Origin of the sequence: Clostridium sp. SHJSY1, assembly GCF_031626875.1 — a bacterium.
GTDB lineage: Bacteria > Bacillota > Clostridia > Clostridiales > Clostridiaceae > Clostridium.
This window is the reverse complement of the sequence record NZ_JANDMF010000006.1, coordinates 15,732-34,470: the sequence shown is the minus strand read 5'-3', so window position 1 is coordinate 34,470 and position 18,739 is coordinate 15,732. Positions and strand designations below refer to the sequence as shown.

Sequence of the window (18,739 nt, the reverse complement as noted above, 5' to 3'; positions counted from 1 at the left end):
GTAGTTATGATAGTAATTATAGATTATGGAATGGGAAATTTAAAAAGTGTTTATAATGCATTTAAATATATAGAATGTGAAGCTAAGATATCTTCTGATATTGAAGAATTAAGAAAAGCTGATGCATTAGTATTGCCAGGGGTGGGAGCTTTTAAAGATTGTATGGATAATCTTAAAAGAACTGGACTTTGTAATGTTATAAAGGAGGAAGTTGAAAAAGGAAAAACGCTACTTGGTATATGTCTTGGAATGCAAGTACTATTTGAAAAAGGTTTTGAAGTTGAAGAAACAAATGGATTAGGACTTCTTAAAGGAGAAGTAAGAAAAATGGTAGAACCTAATGAAAAAATTCCACACATAGGATGGAACAACCTTGAAAAATATAGAGAAGATTTATTAGTAGATGGAATAGAAGAAAATTCATATGTATATTATGTTCATTCGTATTATGCTCAGAATTATAGAGAGGAAGATTTAGTAGGCTATTCAACCTATGGAAATCTTAAAATTCCAGGGCTTGTACGAAGAAAAAATGTTATGGGAGCACAATTTCATCCAGAAAAAAGTGGAGAAGATGGACTTAAAATTCTTAGAAACTTTAAGGAGATGGTTTTATGATAATTATACCTGCTATAGACATAATAGATGGTAAACCAGTTAGACTTTATCAAGGTGACTATAATAAAAAAGAAATAGTAGCAGATGATATATTAGAAACTGCTAAATCTTTTCAAAATGCAGGAGCTGAGTATGTTCATTTAGTAGATTTAGATGGGGCTAAGGCTGGAAAATTAATTAATGAAGAAGTTGTTATAGAAGTTGCTAAGAAATTAAGTATCCCAGTAGAAGTAGGTGGAGGAATTAGAACTTTTGATGATATAAAATATTTAATTGAAAATGGAGTGTCAAGAGTTATACTTGGTACTAGTGCAATGGAAGATGAAGGACTTTTAAAAAAAGCAATAGATAGCTTTCAAGATAAAATAGCTGTAGGAATAGATTGTAAAGATGGATATGTTTATGGTAGAGGTTGGCTTGAAGGAAGTTCTCTATATTATATAGATTTTGCCAAGAAGCTTCAATCTTGTGGAGTTAAAAATATAATAGTTACTGATATAAGTAAAGATGGTACATTACAAGGACCTAATGTGGAAATGTTAAATGCTCTAAAAAATGAAGTGAATATTAATATTACTGCATCAGGAGGAATAAGAGATATAGGCAATATAAAAACAATAAATGATATGAATTTATATGGAGCTATAACTGGAAAAGCTATATATGCAAAAACTTTATCTCTAGAGGAAGCTATAAAACTTACGAAAGGGGAAGTATAATGCATACAAAGAGAATTATTCCTTGTTTAGATGTTAAAGCTGGTAAAGTTGTTAAAGGGGTGAACTTTGTTGATATAAAAGAAATAGGTGATCCTGTGGCATTTGCAGAACATTATTATAAACAAGGTGCAGATGAACTTGTATTTTTAGATATTACTGCTACACATGAAGATAGAGGAATAATGAAGCAAGTAGTTGAAAGAGTAGCTGAAAAAATATTTATTCCATTTACAGTAGGTGGAGGATTAAGAAGTTTAGAAGATATAAAGACTATTTTAAGAGCTGGTGCAGATAAAATTAGTTTGAATTCAGCTGCTGTTAGAGATAAAAATCTAATCAAAGAAAGTGCTTTTACTTTTGGAAATCAGTGTATAGTTTTGGCTGTAGATGCAAAAAAAAGAGAAGATAATTCAGGATGGAATGTTGTGATAAATGGTGGAAGAATAGATACTGGATTAGATGCATTAAAGTGGATAGAAGAGGGAGTTAAACTTGGAGCAGGAGAGATTTTGTTGACTTCTATGAATTCAGATGGGACTAAACAGGGCTTTGATATAGAACTTAATAAGGCTGTATCAAATATTATTAATGTACCTGTAATTGCATCAGGGGGATGTGGAAGTCTTGAACATTTTTACGAGGTGTTTAATGAGAAAGTAGCAGATGCAGCACTAGCAGCATCATTATTCCACTATGGTGAACTTACAATAGAAGAAGTAAAGAAATATTTAAAAGATAGAGATATTCCTGTAAGGTTATAATGGAGGAATTATGAAGGAAGAAATAATAAAAAGAGTAGAAAAGGTTGATTTTGAAAAAGGTGATGGGTTAGTTCCAGCTATTGTTCAAGATTTTAATAGCAGTGAAGTTTTAATGCTTGCTTATATGTCAAAAGAAAGTTTAATTAAAACTTTGGAAGGTGAAACAGCTTGCTATTATAGCAGAAGTAGAAATGAGCTTTGGAATAAGGGAGCAACATCTGGACATTATCAATATGTGAAAGAAATTAGGATAGATTGTGATAATGATACCATACTGCTTTTAGTAGAACAAATAGGAGCTGCATGTCATACTGGGAGTAGAAGCTGCTTTTATAGAGAGTTATAGGAGGGAAAATGAGTAGTGTAATAAAAGAATTGTATTCAACTATTTTAGATAGAAAAAAGGGTGGAGAAGAAGGGTCGTATACTGTTTACCTATTTAATAAAGGCAAAGAGAAAATACTAAAAAAAGTTGGAGAGGAAGCAACTGAAGTTGTAATAAGCAGCCTTTCAGAAAATAAAGTTGATCAGGTGAATGAAATTTGTGATTTAACATATCATCTTTTAGTATTAATGGCTGAATTAGATATACCTGTTGAAATGGTGGAAGAAGAACTAATTAAAAGAGAGAGTAAAATTAATAACTTTAAGGGAGAAAGAAAAGAAATTGAAAATCTTTGATTAAAATGCTAAAGTTAAGGTATAATTAATATAGGAAAAAAATATAATTGTTAATTACCATTTGAAAGTGTTATAATAAGGCAACAATGGAATTTTGAAAGGAGCTTTGTATGAAGGAGCTATTTAAAATTAAGGAAATATCATTTTATGCTGAGGACTTTCTTGACGATTTAAGTGAATATGAAGATATAATTCCTATAATAAAGGAATTAGAACCTAAGTTGCATTATGAAAAAATTGCTGTAACTGAAAAAAATGAGTGTTGTGGAAAGAGTAAAGATAATTATTTTATTCAAATTCATGGATACATAAATAAAGATGATGAATTTATTACTAAAGAAGAATTAGACATGTTTAACAATACATTAAAAAAAGAAGATTTAGATCTTTTTGTTATAAGAGTGTATAAATGTGTTGATTGTGGAAAATGGATAATAGATATATTAGAATAATGATAATCCTTTTGCAGATATTACAATGTTTGCAGAAGGATTTCTTTGTTGGTGTCATATTCTATAAACACTTTGGCTTAAAAGCCTTGTTATTTTTTTGATTCCAAACTAAAATTAAAATATCTAATAATATCATTATATAGTTAGTAAAAGGAGAAGATTTTATGGATGAATTAGTGAATTTGAGAAATAAATTCTTGTATTATTTTTTTAAGTTCATCAATATAATTAAAAATAGTGGTATAGCAAAAGTTATAAGAAAAAGATGGAAACTTTCATTAATAATTTTACTTGGAATGTTTTTAATGGGAGGTTATTTTGTTGGAAGTGTTAATAGCACTAAAGATAGAGTGATAGGAAAACTGGGTATAGCATTAAAAGAAGGGGATACTAGTAAGCTTAGTAAAATAGTTAGACTAGAAGGTAAAAAAGTAAACAATGAAAAGTTAGAACCTTTAATAGCTTATTATAAGGCGGATTCTTCTAGAAGTGATAGTGTAGTAAGAGCCTTAAAAAGTTCAGGAAAAACAGAAGCTTTTAATTTAGAATCAAAAAAATCATTATTTGGAACAGATTATTATATTGGATTAAATACATATAAACTACAGGTAGCAAGTAATTTTAATGAAGGAGTATTTACTGTTGATAAAAAAGAATATATTAATGGGGGAGGGGCATTTGAGAAGCTCATTCCAGGAATGTATTCTGTTGGAGGAAAATTAGAAAGCGAATTTGGTAATATAGAAACTTCAAAAGAAATAGTTCTTATGAAAGATGATAATGTAAATATTGATTTCTCAGCGATAAAGGTGAAAGTTGATTCAAAATATAAAGATAGTGAAATATATGTAAATGGAAAAAGTACAGATTCTAAAGTAAAGGATGGGAAAGAATTGGGGCCATTTCCTACAGATGGTTCTATGTCTATAAATATCGAAAATGATTTTCCTTGGGGAAAGATTAAAAGTGAAGAGGTACATGTTTCTGGCACTCCTAATATAAATTTAGATATTAATATGGAAAATGATAAGGTGAAATCTGCGGTAGAAGAAGTTTCAGATAAGTTTTATAATAGTGTATTTAAAGCATTAAATGAAAAAAAGAAAGAAGTTATTGAAGAAGCAACAAAAGAGGCAAAAGATAAGATATATGATGTACTGCAAAAAAAATATTTCTTATTAGATGATAAATATGAAATTAGCAATATAAATATAGATGACAGTAAAAGTAAATTCGATTATAAGGAAGGTGCTTATAAGGCAACATTGGTTGTTAATGTTAATTATAAAATCAAGAAAAGTTTTTTAGGAATTGGCGTGGGGGAAAGTAGTTCTTCAAAGATGTTTCTTACAAAGTTTATTTATGGTAATGATAAATGGAGTATAGAGGATGTGGAAAACTTTAGTTTGTAAATAATAAAAAGGTGGGAAATATACTAATGATGAAAAACGTTATTAAAGTTATCATAATGACAATTATGTTTAATACTATGGTAATTTCACAAGTCGTTTTTGCAGCTAATGGTTCAAGTTTACAAAGTGAAATAGAAAATAATAAACGACAAATTGATGCTTTAGAAAAACAAAAAAATGATCTTAATGAGGAAAAGAAAACTGCAAATAAGAATTTAGATTTAATTTTAAATAGGATAAATGAAAAAAATAATAAGTTGGTTGATGCAAATAAAAATATTGAATCATTTCAAAGTAAAATAGATGAATTGAAAAATAAAATAAACGATTATGAAAATAATATAAAAAATAATAATGATATAATTAGAGAAAAAGTGTTACTAATAGAAAGTAAAGAAAATGAAATGGAACAAACAGAAAATCTATTAGGGAATAGACTTAGAAATTATTATAAAAATAATATATCAACTCAAATTATTTATACAATCTTACAAAGTGACGGTTTTGTTAACTTAATAAGCAATATCAATACTATAAATAAGTTGGTTGAGATGGATAGTAAGCTAATAAATGTATCAAAAGAAATAAAACAAATTGTTGAGAAAGAAAAGGAATCAATACAAGAAGAGACGGACAAGCTTAATAAAGAAAAAGAACAAATAGAAGTATTACAAAAGGAACAAGTTCAAATTCAAAAGAGTCATATTGAGGAGAAAAATATATATGAAGCTCAGATGAATGAATTGAAAATACTAGAAGATGAAAAACAAAATATTCTAAATTCATTAAGTGATGAGGAGAAAGAAATTCAAGAAAAAATAGGAGATTTAAATTCTTATAATAATAATTTGCAAGGACAGATTGATAATCTTTTTAATAATATTAATAATAAAATCAATGTTGAGAATAATATTTCTAGTGGAGAAGCATTCTTAATGCCAGCTAATGGACCTATATCAAGCCCATATGGGCCAAGAGTGCATCCTATTTTTGGGACTAATGGATTTCATACAGGAATAGATATTGCAGCAGGTAATAATTCACCTATATATGCATCAAAAAGTGGAAAGGTTGTTTTTGCAGGAGTACAAAGTGGATATGGTAATACAGTTATTATAGATCATGGTAGTGGGATTCAAACATTATATGCTCATTGTAATTCTATTTCAGTATCCAATGGACAAGCTGTTACTAGAGGAGATGTGATTGCTAAGGTTGGATCAACAGGAAATAGTACTGGTCCACATTTACATTTTGAAGTAAGACTTAATGGTAAGCATCAAAATCCTAGTTCATATTTAAAATAAAATTATGTTAAAGAAACTATCTTATTAATTATTTCTTAAGATAGTTTCTTTTTTTAAAAATAAAAACCTGTACTTAGACAAGTACAGGCTAAAGGGTTATGCTCATTTTTTGAAAGGGATAAATGAACATAATGTGGGGTTTATATAAACTTAATTATTATAAATAAATAAGTTGTATGGGCTAAATTATTAGTTATTATATATATTATAAGACAAAAACATCCAAATGCCAATGGATAAATCAAAATATTTTGAGAAAAATGAAATAATTCTAAAAATTATTGATTTTCATAAATAAAAGATATTAATTATATAAAACATAATTATGTAAAGAAATTTATAATGTTATATGTGTAAATATCCATAATTGAAATTATACTATAAATAGTATAATATAATGTACTATACTATTTGAAATAAAATTTAAAATTATTAGGAGTGATATGTAATTGAATAATTTATATATAATGAAGGAAATAGAAAAAACTATGAACTTTGCAAAACGAAAAATTTATGAAGGAAAGTTATTAATAGATATATTAGACTTAGATAAAAAATTTTTTGTTGAAATGAAAAATAATAGTTATTATTTTTATGATGAAAAAGAGGAAAATGAAAAAAAATTTAAAGGGATTTTACTCTTAAGTGAAAATGTAAATGATTTAAATGAATTTAAACTAAAAATAAAAAAAATTATATGGAAATTAGATAGTAATGGGTTTATAATCATAAAGTATGTAAATAATGAAAATTTTGATATAGATTTAAAAAAAGAAGAATTTGAAAATTTCTTAAAGTATAAAGGATTTCTTGATATAGAAAGTTATATTATTTTGGATAAGAAATCAAATGAAGTAGATAGTGAACAAGGATTGGTTATAATAGCTAGATTACATGAAGAATTGCTTAAGGAATCACCAGAATATGAAGAGTATACTATAAATTTTGTAGAAGAAGGTAAATGTGGAGGTTGTTCAAAGAAGAGTGGTGGATGTAATGGAAAAAAAGGTAGCTGTAACAGTTGTTGTAGGAAATAAAATTTTAAGATAAAAATCTATAAAAATATTATTTAATACGATATAATGTAATATGTAAATATGGGAAAATAAATAATTGATATAATATACATATTTCGGCAGGAGGTTAGACAATTGGGAAAACCAAGTATTTTTAGTAAAGATTATGAGAGACGAATGAAAAAAAGAAAAAAGTCAATAATTTTAATTGTTCTTTTAGTAGTAGTTACAATGGTAGTTTTAATTTATAATTCAGGAGCAAAAAATATGGATTTTTCAAATCTTAAAGCTAAGATACAGGCCTGGGTTGATAACGGAAAACCACAAGAAAAGGTAACTAAGGTTGAAGAAGATAAAACTAAGGAACCAAAAGAAGAAGCTCCTGAGGAAAAACCACAAGAAAAACAAGAATCATATGTTGATATTAATGTATCACCTGGAGTAGTAATTAAGGCACAATATGAAGAAAAAGATGGTAAGAGGCAATTTGTTAAAGTAGATTCTGTACAAGGATACACTTTTAATATTAGCCCATCAAAGGGACAACTTTTAATACTTGATAGTGCACAAAATATGAAAGTTTCAAATACAGAAGGAGTTATAAAGGATATAACAAAAACAGCATATGTATCACAAGCAGGGTCTACCTTTCCAAAAGATCAAATCTTAGCCAATGATCCAACCTATACTTGGCATTCAGAGGCTAAATTTATAGATGATTCAAAAGTTGTGTATGTAAGTGAACTTCCTTATTTTAATAAAGGGAAGAAGAAGTATCTTTGGATATATGATTTAGGCACTAATAGTGATAAAATAATTTGGTCAGTTATCGGTTCAGAGATAAAAGTAGGAGATGTGGTTCCAGAAAAAGGGATTACTATAACTGTAGATGGCGTGGTTTCATATTTAAAAGCCGATGAAACAATAACTAATTAGAAATACTAATAAAAACTAGTAAATAAACAAAAAATTTGATAATATTTAATAAAATGTGATATAATAACTTAGTCTATAAACATGAATAAAAGGACTATTTTAGGAGGAATATAATAAATGGAAGCTAAAATGGAAAAAATAGAAGCAAATTTAGTTAAAATTGAGGTAAAAGTTGAGGCAGAAAAATTTAATGCTGCTTTAAAAAAAGCATATAATAAGAACAAACAACATTTTAATGTTCAAGGTTTTAGAAAGGGTAAAGTTCCAATGGCAATGGTTAAGAAATTCTATGGTATAGAAGTTCTTTTTGAAGATGCTATTAATTTTTCAATAGATGAAACTTATGGTAAAGCTTTAGATGAAAATAATATAAAACCAGTTGACTATCCAAAAATAGATGTTGTTGAAGTTGGAGAAGATAAGGATCTTGTATATACTGCAGAAGTTACAGTATATCCAGATGTTGAACTTGGAGAATATAAAGGGTTAGAAGTTGAAAAACCAGCTTATGAAGTAAATGAAGAGGATATTGAAAAACAATTAAAATCAATGCAAGAAAAGAATGCAAGAGTTGAATCTAAAGAAGAAGGAACTGTAGCAGATAAAGATATCGCAGTAATAGATTTTAAAGGATTCATAGATGGTGTTGTATTTGAAGGTGGAGAAGGAACTGATTATTCATTAGAAATTGGATCAGGTTCATTTATAGATAACTTTGAAGAACAATTAATTGGAACATCTGTAGGGGAAAAGAAAGAAGTAAAGGTTACTTTCCCAGAAAACTATGGAAAAGAAGATTTAAATGGAAAAGAAGCTGTATTTGAAGTGACAGTAAAAGAAATAAAAGTTAAAGAACTTCCTGCTTTAGATGATGAATTTGCTAAAGAAGTATCTGAATTTAATTCATTAGATGAACTAAAAGAAGATATAAAGAAGAAGTTAGAAGATCAAAATGAAGAAACTGCAAATAGAGAATTTGAAAATGCTATAATAAATGCTGCAATTGAAGTGACTAAAATAGATTTACCACAAGTAATGGTAGAAAAAGAAATAGATGTTATGGTTAGTGACCTTGAAAATAGGTTAAAATATCAAGGATTAACTTTAGATCAGTACATGGAGTTCACAGGTAATACAAGTGAAAAGATGAGAGATTACATGAGAGAAAATGCTGATAGAAAAGTTAGAGCAGATTTAGTTTTAGATGCTATAGCAAAGAAGGAAAATATTGAAGCTTCAGAAGAAGAAATAAAAGAAAAGGCTTTAGAGTTAGCTAAAATGTATTCAGCAACTGAACATGAAAAAATGGCTGATATGCTATTAAATGCACAAAGAGCTATGATTAATAGAGATTTAGTTGTTGAGAAAACAATTAAGTTATTGAAAGATAATGTTAAATAATATATTTGATAAATTAATATAACATATTAGGATAATTGCCAGAATTTATTTTCTGGCAATTATTTCAAATAAAACATTAACAAAAAGATTAAAATCTTGTATAATTACAATATAAGTATTAAGATAGAGTAATATTAAGAGGAGGTAGACTTATGGCATTAGTACCTATGGTAGTAGAGCAAACAGGTAGAGGAGAAAGATCTTATGATATATTTTCAAGATTATTAAAAGATAGAATAGTCATGCTTAGTGGAGAGGTTAATGATGATTCTGCAAATCTTATAATTGCCCAATTACTATTTTTAGAAAGTGAAGATCCTGATAAAGATATTTATTTATACATAAATAGCCCAGGTGGTTCAGTAACAGCTGGAATGGCTATATATGATACAATGAATTATATTAAACCAGATGTATCTACAATATGTATAGGGCTAGCTGCATCTATGGGAGCATTTTTATTATCAAGTGGAGCAAAAGGAAAGAGATTTGCACTTCCAAATGCAGAAGTAATGATCCATCAACCATTAGGAGGATTTCAAGGGCAAGCAACTGATATAGATATTCATGCTAAAAGAATATTAAAAACTAAGGAAAAGTTAAATAAGATTCTTAGTGAAAACACAGGAAAGTCCTTAGAACAAATTTCACAAGATGTTGAAAGAGATTACTTCTTAGACGGAGATGAAGCAGCTGAATATGGTCTTGTAGACAAAGTTATAACAAGAAATGAAATAGGGAAAGATAAATAGTATAGATATAGAGTCTAAGTGAGGTGAATGTATGGCTAAATATGATGAAAAAAAGCAACTAAAATGTTCTTTTTGTGGTAAAAGTCAAGATCAAGTTAAGAGGTTAATAGCAGGTCCTGGAGTTTATATATGTGACGAATGTATTGATTTGTGTTCAGAAATAATAGCTGATGAATTTGAAGAAACAGTAGAATTTGATGCAAAAGCATTACCAAAGCCACAAGAAATAAAGGGCTACTTAGATGATTATGTAGTAGGGCAAGAAAGTGCTAAAAAAGCTCTTTCAGTAGCTGTCTATAATCATTATAAAAGAGTTAATTCAAATGACACAAGTGATGATGTAGAACTTCAAAAAAGTAATATTTTATTATTAGGACCAACAGGTTCTGGTAAAACATTCCTAGCACAAACGTTAGCTAAGTACTTAAATGTACCTTTTGCAATAGCAGATGCGACAACATTAACAGAAGCGGGATATGTTGGAGAAGATGTTGAAAATATACTTTTAAGACTTATTCAAAATGCTGATTATGATGTAGAAAAAGCTGAAAAAGGAATAATATATATTGATGAAATAGATAAGATTGCTAGAAAATCAGAAAATCCATCTATTACAAGGGATGTTTCAGGAGAAGGTGTTCAGCAGGCCTTACTAAAAATATTAGAAGGAACTGTAGCCTCAGTACCACCTCAAGGAGGAAGAAAACATCCACATCAAGAGTTTATTCAAATAAATACTGCTAATATCCTATTTATTTGTGGTGGAGCATTTGATGGAGTAGATAAGATTATAGAAAAAAGAACAAGCAAAAGTTCTATAGGATTTGGAGCTGAGATACAATCTAAAAAAGAAAAAGATGTTGGTAGTTTATTAAAAGAAATTTTACCTAGTGATCTTTTAAAATTTGGATTAATACCTGAATTTGTTGGTAGATTACCTATAGTAGTGACATTGGAATCATTAGATAAGAAAGCACTAGTAAATATATTAAGTCAACCTAAAAATGCTTTAGTAAAGCAATATAAAAAGTTATTTGAGATGGATAATGTTGAACTTGATTTTACTGGAAAATCTTTAGAGGCTATAGCAGAAAAAGCTATAGAAAGGAAAACAGGTGCTAGAGGGTTAAGGTCGATAATAGAAGAGGTTATGACTGAAGTAATGTTTGATGTTCCTTCAGATAATAGAATAACTAAGGTTATTATTACGGAGCCAACAATATCGAATAAGGAACAACCTGAAATTCATAGATTAACTGAGGGTGAAGAAAGACCAATTCTACCTAAGCCTAAGAAGGCGAAAAAAAGCAAAGGTATGGAAACAGCCTAAATAAAGAGTGATAGCATTTTTGCTATCACTTTTTATTTGATGAAATATTAATCAATTTTTCTGTATAGTGTGACCTTTGTAGGTTAATAATTATAATTATGAATAATAACTACAAATGGAGGAATAGGTAATGGCAGAAATATTGATTTTTTTACAAATAGTTCTAATGGTTATACTGATTTATTATATGGTTTATAATAGTAAACATACTAATTCAAAGAAAATAGTAATAAATAAAGAGAATAAAAAAGAAATGGAAAAATTAAATAGGATGAAGGCAATTTCCTTAACTGTACCTTTAACTGAAAAGAGTAGGCCAAGAAAGTTTGAAGAGGTTATAGGTCAAGAAAATGGAATAATGGCATTAAAGGCGGCATTATGTGGTCCTAATCCACAACACGTAATAATATATGGACCTCCAGGCATAGGGAAAACGGCTGCAGCAAGATTAGTTTTAGAAGAAGCTAAAAAAAATATCAAATCTCCATTTAAGAGTAATGCTAAATTTGTTGAAATTGATGCAACTACATTGAGGTTTGATGAAAGAGGAATTGCAGACCCTTTAATAGGTTCAGTTCATGATCCTATATATCAAGGAGCTGGTTCCCTTGGAGTTGCAGGAATTCCACAACCAAAACCAGGGGCTGTAACTAAAGCACATGGAGGGATATTATTTATAGATGAAATAGGTGAGTTACATCCTATAGAACTAAATAAGTTGTTAAAAGTACTAGAAGATAGAAAAGTATTTTTAGATAGTTCATATTATAGTTCAGAAGATCCAAATATACCTGATTATATAAAGGAAATCTTTGATAATGGTTTGCCGGCCGACTTTAGACTTATTGGAGCTACAACAAGAAGTCCAGAAGATATTTTACCTGCTATTAGATCAAGATGTGTAGAAATCTTTTTTCGAGGATTAATGCCAGAAGAGATAGTGAAAATTGGTAAAGATTCTGCAAAAAAAGTAGGTCTTACTATAGATGAAAATGCAAAAAAATTAATAGGAGAATACTGCTATAATGGGCGTGAAGTTGTTAATTTAGTACAATTATCAGCTGGAATAGCTGTTAATGAAGATAGAGATAATATTTCAGTTCAAGATGTTGAATGGGTAATAGAGAATGGTCAATATACAAAAAGGATTGAGCCTCAAATAAATAAAGAGCCAATGGTTGGAGTGGTAAATGGGTTAGCAGTATATGGAGCAAATCAAGGGGTCATCATGTTAATTGAAGTTTCAGCAAAGAGGGCTATAAAAGATTGTGGAAGTTTAAAAGTTTCTGGAGTGGTAGAGGAAGAGAGTATATCAAGTAGTAATAGAAAGATTACAAGAAAAAGTACAGCAATATCATCAGTAGAAAATGTAATTACAGTACTTAATAATATATATAATTTAGAGTGCAATAAATATCATATACATATAAATTTTCCTGGTGGTATGCCAGTAGATGGACCATCAGCAGGAATAGCTATTGCGACAGCAATATATAGTGCTATTAGGAAAAGAAGGATTGATAATTATATTGCAATGACAGGGGAAATTGGGGTTTTAGGAGGAGTGAAACCAATAGGAGGAGTAAAAGCAAAGATATTAGGAGCCAAAAAGGGAGGAGCTAAAGTTGTTATAATCCCAAAAGAAAATTGGAGTGATAGTTTAGAGGAGATTAAAGATATAAAGATATACACTGTTGAAAGTATAGGAGAAGTCTTTGATATTATATTTGAAAAAGAAGTTACTAAGGATAATTCTAAAATTGAAATATTATCTGCTAGTTTAAGAAGTGAAGAAGAAAGTACAATTTAATTAAAAGAGTTTTATATATAGATATATTGTCAATAAAATTGATGGAAAAGTGTACTTATTTAAAGGGATTATTTATTGAAAAAAGAAGTTATTATGGTATACTATTTAAGACTAAATAAATATTATGTGGATGGAGGGGAGACATATGGATAATAAAACAAGCACACTTCCATTAATTCCTCTAAGAGGATTAACTATTTTCCCAAGTATGGTATTACATTTTGATGTAGGTAGGGAGAAATCAATTGAAGCTGTTGATGTAGCTATGTTAAATGATGAAGATATATTCCTAGCAGTTCAAAAGAAAATGGAACTTGATGATCCAACAAGTTCTGATATAAGCAACATAGGAACTATATGTAAGATAAAACAAATTATAAAAATGCCTGGAGATACTATTAGAGTATTGGTTGAAGGTAAGTCTAGAGGGAAAATCAAAAAATATATTGAAAATGATAAGTATTTTGAAGTGGTAGTAGATAAAATTGATGATGGCCCAAAGACAGGTGAAGATGATGTAGAGTTAGATGGATATTTTAAAAGTTTGAAGAAAGCTTTCAAAAAATTCATAAAAGAAGCTGGGGAAGAAGCACCAGATATTTCGATTAAATATGAGAAGAGCGTTTATAAGTTTATTAATGTTGCTGCAAGTTATGTTCCTATGCCAGAAGAAAAAAAGCAAGAGATATTAGAAACTATGGACATAAAAAAGAGAGTAGAAATGCTACTAATTGCAGTAGAAAAAGAAATTGAAGTTATAAAAGTACAAAAGAGACTTGCTAATAAAATGAAAAAAAGTGTTGATGATTCTCAAAAGGAATATTATTTAAGAGAACAGTTAAAGTTTATTCAAGAAGAACTTGGAGAAGATGATGAAGAAAAAGTAATAATAGATAAGTTTGAAGAAAAAATAAATAAAGGCAAATTGCCTAAAGATGTTAAAGAGAAGGCTATCAATGAACTTGGAAGATTAAGAAGAATGAATATATCTTCCTCAGAAGGTAATACAGTACAATCATATCTAGAATGGTTATTAGATATACCTTGGGGAAAATATACTAAAGAAGTGCTTGATATTAAAAAGGCTGAAGAAGTATTAAATTTAGAGCACTATGGATTGGAAGATGTTAAGGAAAGAATTCTTGAATATCTTGCAGTTAAAAAGATGAGTGGATCTTTAAAGGGACCTATATTATGTTTAGTTGGACCTCCTGGAGTAGGTAAAACATCTATAGCTAGGTCTATAGCTAAAGCAATTAATAGAAAATATGTAAGAATGTCTTTAGGTGGATTAAAGGATGAATCAGAGATAAGAGGCCATAGGAGAACTTATGTTGCCGCAATTCCTGGTAGAATAGTATATGGATTAAAAGAGGCCAAATCATTAAATCCTCTAATTTTGTTAGATGAAATTGATAAGTTAAGTACTGATTATAAAGGAAATCCTGCAGATGCTTTATTAGAAGTACTTGATAGTGAACAAAACAAGACATTTCGTGATAATTTTATAGAATTACCAATAGATTTATCAAAGGCCTTGTTTATTACTACAGCTAATAATCTTGACACAATACCAAGGCCATTATTGGATAGAATGGAAATTGTAGAGGTGTCAGGATATACTTATGAAGAGAAATTTCATATAGCAAAAAATCATTTAATACCTAAAATATTTGATGAGTATAAAATAGAGAAAGATAAAATCATAATAAAAGATGATGCAATAAAAGAAATAATAGATGGTTATACAAGAGAGTCAGGAGTAAGATCATTAGAAAGAGGCTTAGGAAAGTTAGTAAGGAAAGCTATAGCTGAAATGTTAAAAGATAATAAGGAAAGTATATCTATTAACAAAAAGAAGGTAGAAAAACTTATGGGAAATAGGATATTTACTTTTGATGAAATTAAGAAGGAAGATAAATTAGGTGTAGTTACTGGATTGGCATGGACAGCATATGGTGGAGATACATTGCCAGTTGAGGCTATGGTTATGGATGGTAGTGGGAAATTGCAGTTAACAGGAAAACTTGGGGAAGTTATGCAAGAATCAGCTAAAGCTGCATATTCTTATGTAAGATCCAATGCTGTTAAATATGGAATTAAAGAAGATTTTTATAAAGAGAAAGATATACACATACATGTGCCAGAAGGAGCAGTACCAAAAGATGGACCTTCTGCAGGTGTAACAATGGTTACAGCTTTAGTTTCAGCTTTATCTGGAAAGAAAGTTAAAGGAAACATAGCTATGACAGGAGAAGTTACATTAACAGGTAGAGTTTTACCAATAGGTGGGTTAAAAGAAAAATCTTTAGCCGCTTTTAGAGCAGGAGTTGATACTATAATAATTCCCAAAGAAAATGCTAAAGATGTAGAGAAAATACCAAGTAGTATTAGAAATAAAATTAAAATAATAAAAGCAGAAGAAGTAGGAACTGTTCTTGAAAATGCTTTAATTGGAGAGTGTACTAATGATAATTAAAAATAGTGAATTTATTATATCTGCAGTGAAAAGGGAACAGTATCCAAATGAAAATAGAGTGGAAATTGCTTTTGTAGGTAGATCTAATGTAGGAAAAAGTTCAATTATAAATGCGTTAACAAATAGAAAAAAATTAGCTAAGGTTAGTCAAACGCCTGGAAAGACTAGGTTAATTAACTTTTTCTTAATAAATGATGATTTTTTTCTAGTTGATTTGCCTGGGTATGGATATGCAAAAGTTTCTAAGGCAGAACAAGCTAGTTGGGGAAAAACTATTGAAACATATTTACATGGAAGAGAAGAACTTAAAAGGGTTGTTTTGTTGGTGGATTCTAGACATAAACCTACAGGGGATGATATAACCATGTATAAGTGGATTAAACATTATGGATATGATGTTATAGTTGTAGCTACTAAAAAAGATAAATTATCTAATAATGAATTAAGAAAAAGTGAAAAGTTAATAAAAGATACTTTAAAATTAACCTCCGATGATAAGTTTTATTTTTTCTCATCACTTAATAAAAAGGGGAGAGATGAGTTAGTTGATAATTTGTTTGGAGATTTAGCAAGTGAGTAAAAAAAGAGCAATTTTTGCTCTTTTTTTTTATATTTATATAAAAAGAGATGATTTGATAATAGATAACAATATAAACTATATAAAGAGTTTTGTACCAAAATTTTGTGGCAAATAGACTAAGATAGAATAGTATATAGTATAAAAACAAATATAAATTCCAAGGAGGAAAAACAATGGAGATTAATGACATTATTAATGGATTAAACTGCAATGGTGAATCTAATGGTAATATAAACAATGCTGGTTGTGGATTCGGTAATTGTGGTGGTTTCGGTGGATTTGGTGGTAGTTGGATATGGATAATTATACTATTCTTCATTTTTGGATTTGGTGGAAATAATGGATTTGGAAATAACTGTTGCTGCACTCCATGTTGTGAACCAAAACCTTGTTGTTGTAAAAAACCTGATCCATGCTGTCATCATGAAAATTCATTCTTAGGTGGATCATGGTGGTTATTCTTATTAGTAATTCTATTTATTTGTGGCGGTTGTAATGGAAACGGTGACTTCGTATAAGTGAGTTGCAAATTGAGAATTCTACTAGAAGGGAGAGGTAGTTATGTCAAAGAAGAAGCATAAGAAAGACAATAGTTGTTGCTGCTGCAATAATTATGGTGGAAATGGCATGTTCGGTGGAGATGGCATATTCGGTGGTGGATGTGAAATGTGGCAGGCTATATTATTTTGGTTAATAGCTTGTGGCGCTGGATTGTTAAACACTAATTCAATATTAATAATATTACTATTCTTACTTTACGGTTGGAGCGAAACTAATTGTGGATGCAACGACGGGTATAGTTATTAGTAAAGTTGGGTGGAGGGCATTATAGGCCCTCCAAAAAATTGTTAAAAAAAGTTAACCATTAATTTATTTATACATATAATAGCTAATATAAGCTTCATGTAGGAGGATTGATTATGTCAAAACATAGACATAAATCCAGTGATAGTAAAAATATAGGTAGAAATCAATTTAATAGTAATATTAATAATAATCCTTTTGGTATAAGTCCTCAACAATTATTAGGATTATTAGGTGGAAATATAGATATGACTGGAATCGGTAATATGTTATCGAATATGGGTAAAGAAGGTTTTGATTTAAATTCTATTAATCAGCAATTTAATGGAATGAATAATAATTTTAATGGAAGTAATATAATGAATGACACAGATGAAGGCAATAGAAAATATAAAAATGATAATGAGAATAATAAAGAAAAACATAAAGAGAATAGCCTTGAAGAGCTAAGTGGTAATGAAGATGATGAAAACATAGAATTTTTAAGAGACTTAAAGAAGATTGTAGATTCTAATAAAAGTGAATTCATAGATAAGATTATTGATTTGTATAATGAAGGAATCTTTGATGATAAATAATTGTATAAATTCAGCATATTAAGTCAATAATACTATTGTACCGGAGAAAGTATTCTCCTATAGCTAAATGAAGATTTTCTTCATAGAAGCTAAAACCCCCCATCCCCCTTTTAGGCCGCATTTAAATGCGGCCTTTTGCTTTAATTACTATAAAATGATGAAATTTTAAATGTACCATCATATACTTTTTCACAAGTTAGGTAAATATGAATTTGTGATTTATATGAATCACTTTTTTCTTTTATATATTTTTCAAAATTTAAACGCCATTTAATAGAAGTTATATTTCCTTCAGTGTCTATATTTTCATCAAAGAAGAAGCCGTTTTCAAAGCTATAAACATTATGTTCTTTATCTAAATTCCAAAGTAAAGATAATTCCTTTTCAGACATGCCATCTTTAAATATGTTTGGAACTGTATCAATTTCATAATCCTTCTGAATTATGTCAATAAAGCTTTGAATATTATCTATACTAGGAGGAACTTTAGTATCTTGTGTTGTATCTAAAAGAGAATTATCTATAATCATAAAGGATGAAAAGGTGGAGGTACTATTAAAAGAATTAAGACTATAGCACTGAGGCGTTTTAGTACCTTTTGAATTTATAATTCCAAAAATATTTTTATCTGTAGTTAATATATTAATAAAAGAATCATTTTTCCAAGTAAATACGTAATTGATAGGTTTGTTGTTTTTTGTTCCTTGTACAATAATTTGAGGGTACGTATTACGAGATAAGTTCCCTATATATATGGATAATGGCCACCAAGAAGAATCAGAAGATAAAATATTATCATCACAAAGGTTACTTAAATAAAAAGTTTTAGTATTAGAAACAATTTCTATGTCACTTGTTCCATTTTTAGTGAGCACTGTTAATGAGTCTTTTTTACCATCTCCGTTTAAATCAACTTGATTAGGTTTGTCTATATGAAGTTGATTGAATACATTTATAGATTTTGAAGAATTATTAGTTATAACAAATAATAGGGGGACTACTAAAAATAGTATAAAAATTAAAAAATAAAGAAGTTGCTTTTTGGTTATAAGAACTAATTTCATTCATAAATCACCTCCTATAATTTATATGTATTAATTTAA

At 28.7% G+C, this 18,739-nt stretch carries 20 protein-coding genes; 19 read left to right on the top strand and 1 reads right to left on the bottom strand.

The annotated features are described in order from the left end of the window. Window positions 1-6 precede the first annotated feature (6 nt). The 19 genes from hisH to NNC19_RS05085 all read left to right on the top strand — a co-directional run bounded on the left by hisH (window position 7) and on the right by NNC19_RS05085 (window position 17,636). Window positions 7-618, top strand: coding sequence for an imidazole glycerol phosphate synthase subunit HisH (gene hisH, locus NNC19_RS05175; RefSeq protein WP_310937557.1), 612 nt, complete (start codon window positions 7-9; stop codon window positions 616-618). Next, complete coding sequence (gene hisA, locus NNC19_RS05170) at window positions 615-1,337, top strand: 1-(5-phosphoribosyl)-5-[(5-phosphoribosylamino)methylideneamino]imidazole-4-carboxamide isomerase (protein ID WP_310937556.1); 723 nt, start codon at window positions 615-617, stop codon at window positions 1,335-1,337. The genes hisH and hisA overlap by 4 nt, the downstream gene beginning before the upstream one ends. Further along, on the top strand, window positions 1,337-2,098 hold the full coding sequence (hisF, locus tag NNC19_RS05165) for an imidazole glycerol phosphate synthase subunit HisF (protein WP_310937555.1): 762 nt from the start codon (window positions 1,337-1,339) through the stop codon (window positions 2,096-2,098). Before hisA ends, hisF begins: the two co-directional genes overlap by 1 nt. A gap of 10 nt (window positions 2,099-2,108) precedes the next feature. Next, window positions 2,109-2,444 (top strand): phosphoribosyl-AMP cyclohydrolase, encoded by a 336-nt coding sequence (gene hisI / locus NNC19_RS05160; protein WP_310937554.1) that lies wholly within the window; start codon window positions 2,109-2,111, stop codon window positions 2,442-2,444. A gap of 8 nt (window positions 2,445-2,452) precedes the next feature. After that, a complete protein-coding gene (gene hisE / locus NNC19_RS05155) occupies window positions 2,453-2,779 on the top strand; it encodes a phosphoribosyl-ATP diphosphatase (protein ID WP_310937553.1) in 327 nt (108 codons plus the stop codon). 110 nt (window positions 2,780-2,889) lie between these two features. Then, a complete protein-coding gene (locus tag NNC19_RS05150; RefSeq protein WP_310937552.1) occupies window positions 2,890-3,231 on the top strand; it encodes a hypothetical protein in 342 nt (113 codons plus the stop codon). A gap of 164 nt (window positions 3,232-3,395) precedes the next feature. Continuing rightward, a complete protein-coding gene (locus tag NNC19_RS05145; protein WP_310937551.1) occupies window positions 3,396-4,643 on the top strand; it encodes a TcaA 3rd/4th domain-containing protein in 1,248 nt (415 codons plus the stop codon). 26 nt (window positions 4,644-4,669) lie between these two features. Continuing rightward, on the top strand, window positions 4,670-5,950 hold the full coding sequence (locus NNC19_RS05140) for a peptidoglycan DD-metalloendopeptidase family protein (RefSeq protein WP_310937550.1): 1,281 nt from the start codon (window positions 4,670-4,672) through the stop codon (window positions 5,948-5,950). Between the two features lie 449 nt (window positions 5,951-6,399). Next, complete coding sequence (locus NNC19_RS05135) at window positions 6,400-6,987, top strand: hypothetical protein (RefSeq protein WP_310937549.1); 588 nt, start codon at window positions 6,400-6,402, stop codon at window positions 6,985-6,987. Window positions 6,988-7,101: 114 nt separating this feature from the next. Beyond that, window positions 7,102-7,902, top strand: coding sequence for a hypothetical protein (locus tag NNC19_RS05130; protein ID WP_310937548.1), 801 nt, complete (start codon window positions 7,102-7,104; stop codon window positions 7,900-7,902). Between the two features lie 117 nt (window positions 7,903-8,019). Then, the gene (tig, locus tag NNC19_RS05125) at window positions 8,020-9,303 is read left to right on the top strand and encodes a trigger factor (RefSeq protein WP_310937547.1); all 1,284 of its coding nucleotides are present in this window, start codon (window positions 8,020-8,022) and stop codon (window positions 9,301-9,303) included. Window positions 9,304-9,455: 152 nt separating this feature from the next. Further along, entirely contained in the window at window positions 9,456-10,055 is a 600-nt protein-coding gene (gene clpP / locus NNC19_RS05120) for an ATP-dependent Clp endopeptidase proteolytic subunit ClpP (RefSeq protein WP_310937546.1), read from the top strand. Between the two features lie 31 nt (window positions 10,056-10,086). Continuing rightward, complete coding sequence (gene clpX, locus NNC19_RS05115; RefSeq protein ID WP_310937545.1) at window positions 10,087-11,385, top strand: ATP-dependent Clp protease ATP-binding subunit ClpX; 1,299 nt, start codon at window positions 10,087-10,089, stop codon at window positions 11,383-11,385. Window positions 11,386-11,515: 130 nt separating this feature from the next. After that, window positions 11,516-13,195: an ATP-dependent protease LonB gene (gene lonB, locus NNC19_RS05110; protein WP_310937544.1), complete on the top strand. Its 1,680-nt coding sequence runs from the start codon at window positions 11,516-11,518 to the stop codon at window positions 13,193-13,195. A 145-nt stretch (window positions 13,196-13,340) separates the two neighbouring features. Further along, window positions 13,341-15,674, top strand: a complete 2,334-nt coding sequence (gene lon, locus NNC19_RS05105; RefSeq protein WP_310937543.1) for an endopeptidase La — start codon at window positions 13,341-13,343, stop codon at window positions 15,672-15,674. Then, window positions 15,664-16,254 carry a ribosome biogenesis GTP-binding protein YihA/YsxC gene (gene yihA / locus NNC19_RS05100; protein ID WP_310937542.1) on the top strand — a complete coding sequence of 197 codons (591 nt, stop codon included), beginning with the start codon at window positions 15,664-15,666 and terminating at the stop codon, window positions 16,252-16,254. The genes lon and yihA overlap by 11 nt, the downstream gene beginning before the upstream one ends. 173 nt (window positions 16,255-16,427) lie before the next feature. Further along, window positions 16,428-16,772, top strand: coding sequence for a hypothetical protein (locus tag NNC19_RS05095; RefSeq protein WP_310937541.1), 345 nt, complete (start codon window positions 16,428-16,430; stop codon window positions 16,770-16,772). 43 nt (window positions 16,773-16,815) lie between these two features. Continuing rightward, window positions 16,816-17,061, top strand: a complete 246-nt coding sequence (locus tag NNC19_RS05090) for a hypothetical protein (protein ID WP_310937540.1) — start codon at window positions 16,816-16,818, stop codon at window positions 17,059-17,061. A 113-nt stretch (window positions 17,062-17,174) separates the two neighbouring features. Continuing rightward, on the top strand, window positions 17,175-17,636 hold the full coding sequence (locus tag NNC19_RS05085; RefSeq protein ID WP_310937539.1) for a hypothetical protein: 462 nt from the start codon (window positions 17,175-17,177) through the stop codon (window positions 17,634-17,636). A gap of 140 nt (window positions 17,637-17,776) precedes the next feature. Here NNC19_RS05085 and NNC19_RS05080 read toward each other — a convergent pair whose 3' ends face one another. Continuing rightward, window positions 17,777-18,700: a hypothetical protein gene (locus tag NNC19_RS05080; RefSeq protein WP_310937538.1), complete on the bottom strand. Its 924-nt coding sequence runs from the start codon at window positions 18,698-18,700 to the stop codon at window positions 17,777-17,779. Between the last annotated feature and the right edge of the window lie 39 nt (window positions 18,701-18,739).

Excerpts from the sequence above, each read along its gene's own strand:
- NNC19_RS05080 (WP_310937538.1), bottom strand. The coding sequence starts at position 18,700 with ATGAAATTAGTTCTTATAACCAAAAAGCAACTTCTTTATTTTTTAATT.
- NNC19_RS05140 (WP_310937550.1), top strand. The coding sequence starts at position 4,670 with ATGATGAAAAACGTTATTAAAGTTATCATAATGACAATTATGTTTAAT.
- NNC19_RS05150 (WP_310937552.1), top strand. The coding sequence starts at position 2,890 with ATGAAGGAGCTATTTAAAATTAAGGAAATATCATTTTATGCTGAGGAC.
- yihA (WP_310937542.1), top strand. The coding sequence starts at position 15,664 with ATGATAATTAAAAATAGTGAATTTATTATATCTGCAGTGAAAAGGGAA.
- hisF (WP_310937555.1), top strand. The coding sequence starts at position 1,337 with ATGCATACAAAGAGAATTATTCCTTGTTTAGATGTTAAAGCTGGTAAA.
- hisA (WP_310937556.1), top strand. The coding sequence starts at position 615 with ATGATAATTATACCTGCTATAGACATAATAGATGGTAAACCAGTTAGA.
- hisE (WP_310937553.1), top strand. The coding sequence starts at position 2,453 with ATGAGTAGTGTAATAAAAGAATTGTATTCAACTATTTTAGATAGAAAA.
- NNC19_RS05095 (WP_310937541.1), top strand. The coding sequence starts at position 16,428 with ATGGAGATTAATGACATTATTAATGGATTAAACTGCAATGGTGAATCT.
- lonB (WP_310937544.1), top strand. The coding sequence starts at position 11,516 with ATGGCAGAAATATTGATTTTTTTACAAATAGTTCTAATGGTTATACTG.
- NNC19_RS05145 (WP_310937551.1), top strand. The coding sequence starts at position 3,396 with ATGGATGAATTAGTGAATTTGAGAAATAAATTCTTGTATTATTTTTTT.
- tig (WP_310937547.1), top strand. The coding sequence starts at position 8,020 with ATGGAAGCTAAAATGGAAAAAATAGAAGCAAATTTAGTTAAAATTGAG.
- clpX (WP_310937545.1), top strand. The coding sequence starts at position 10,087 with ATGGCTAAATATGATGAAAAAAAGCAACTAAAATGTTCTTTTTGTGGT.
- hisH (WP_310937557.1), top strand. The coding sequence starts at position 7 with ATGATAGTAATTATAGATTATGGAATGGGAAATTTAAAAAGTGTTTAT.
- NNC19_RS05090 (WP_310937540.1), top strand. The coding sequence starts at position 16,816 with ATGTCAAAGAAGAAGCATAAGAAAGACAATAGTTGTTGCTGCTGCAAT.
- hisI (WP_310937554.1), top strand. The coding sequence starts at position 2,109 with ATGAAGGAAGAAATAATAAAAAGAGTAGAAAAGGTTGATTTTGAAAAA.
- lon (WP_310937543.1), top strand. The coding sequence starts at position 13,341 with ATGGATAATAAAACAAGCACACTTCCATTAATTCCTCTAAGAGGATTA.
- NNC19_RS05085 (WP_310937539.1), top strand. The coding sequence starts at position 17,175 with ATGTCAAAACATAGACATAAATCCAGTGATAGTAAAAATATAGGTAGA.
- clpP (WP_310937546.1), top strand. The coding sequence starts at position 9,456 with ATGGCATTAGTACCTATGGTAGTAGAGCAAACAGGTAGAGGAGAAAGA.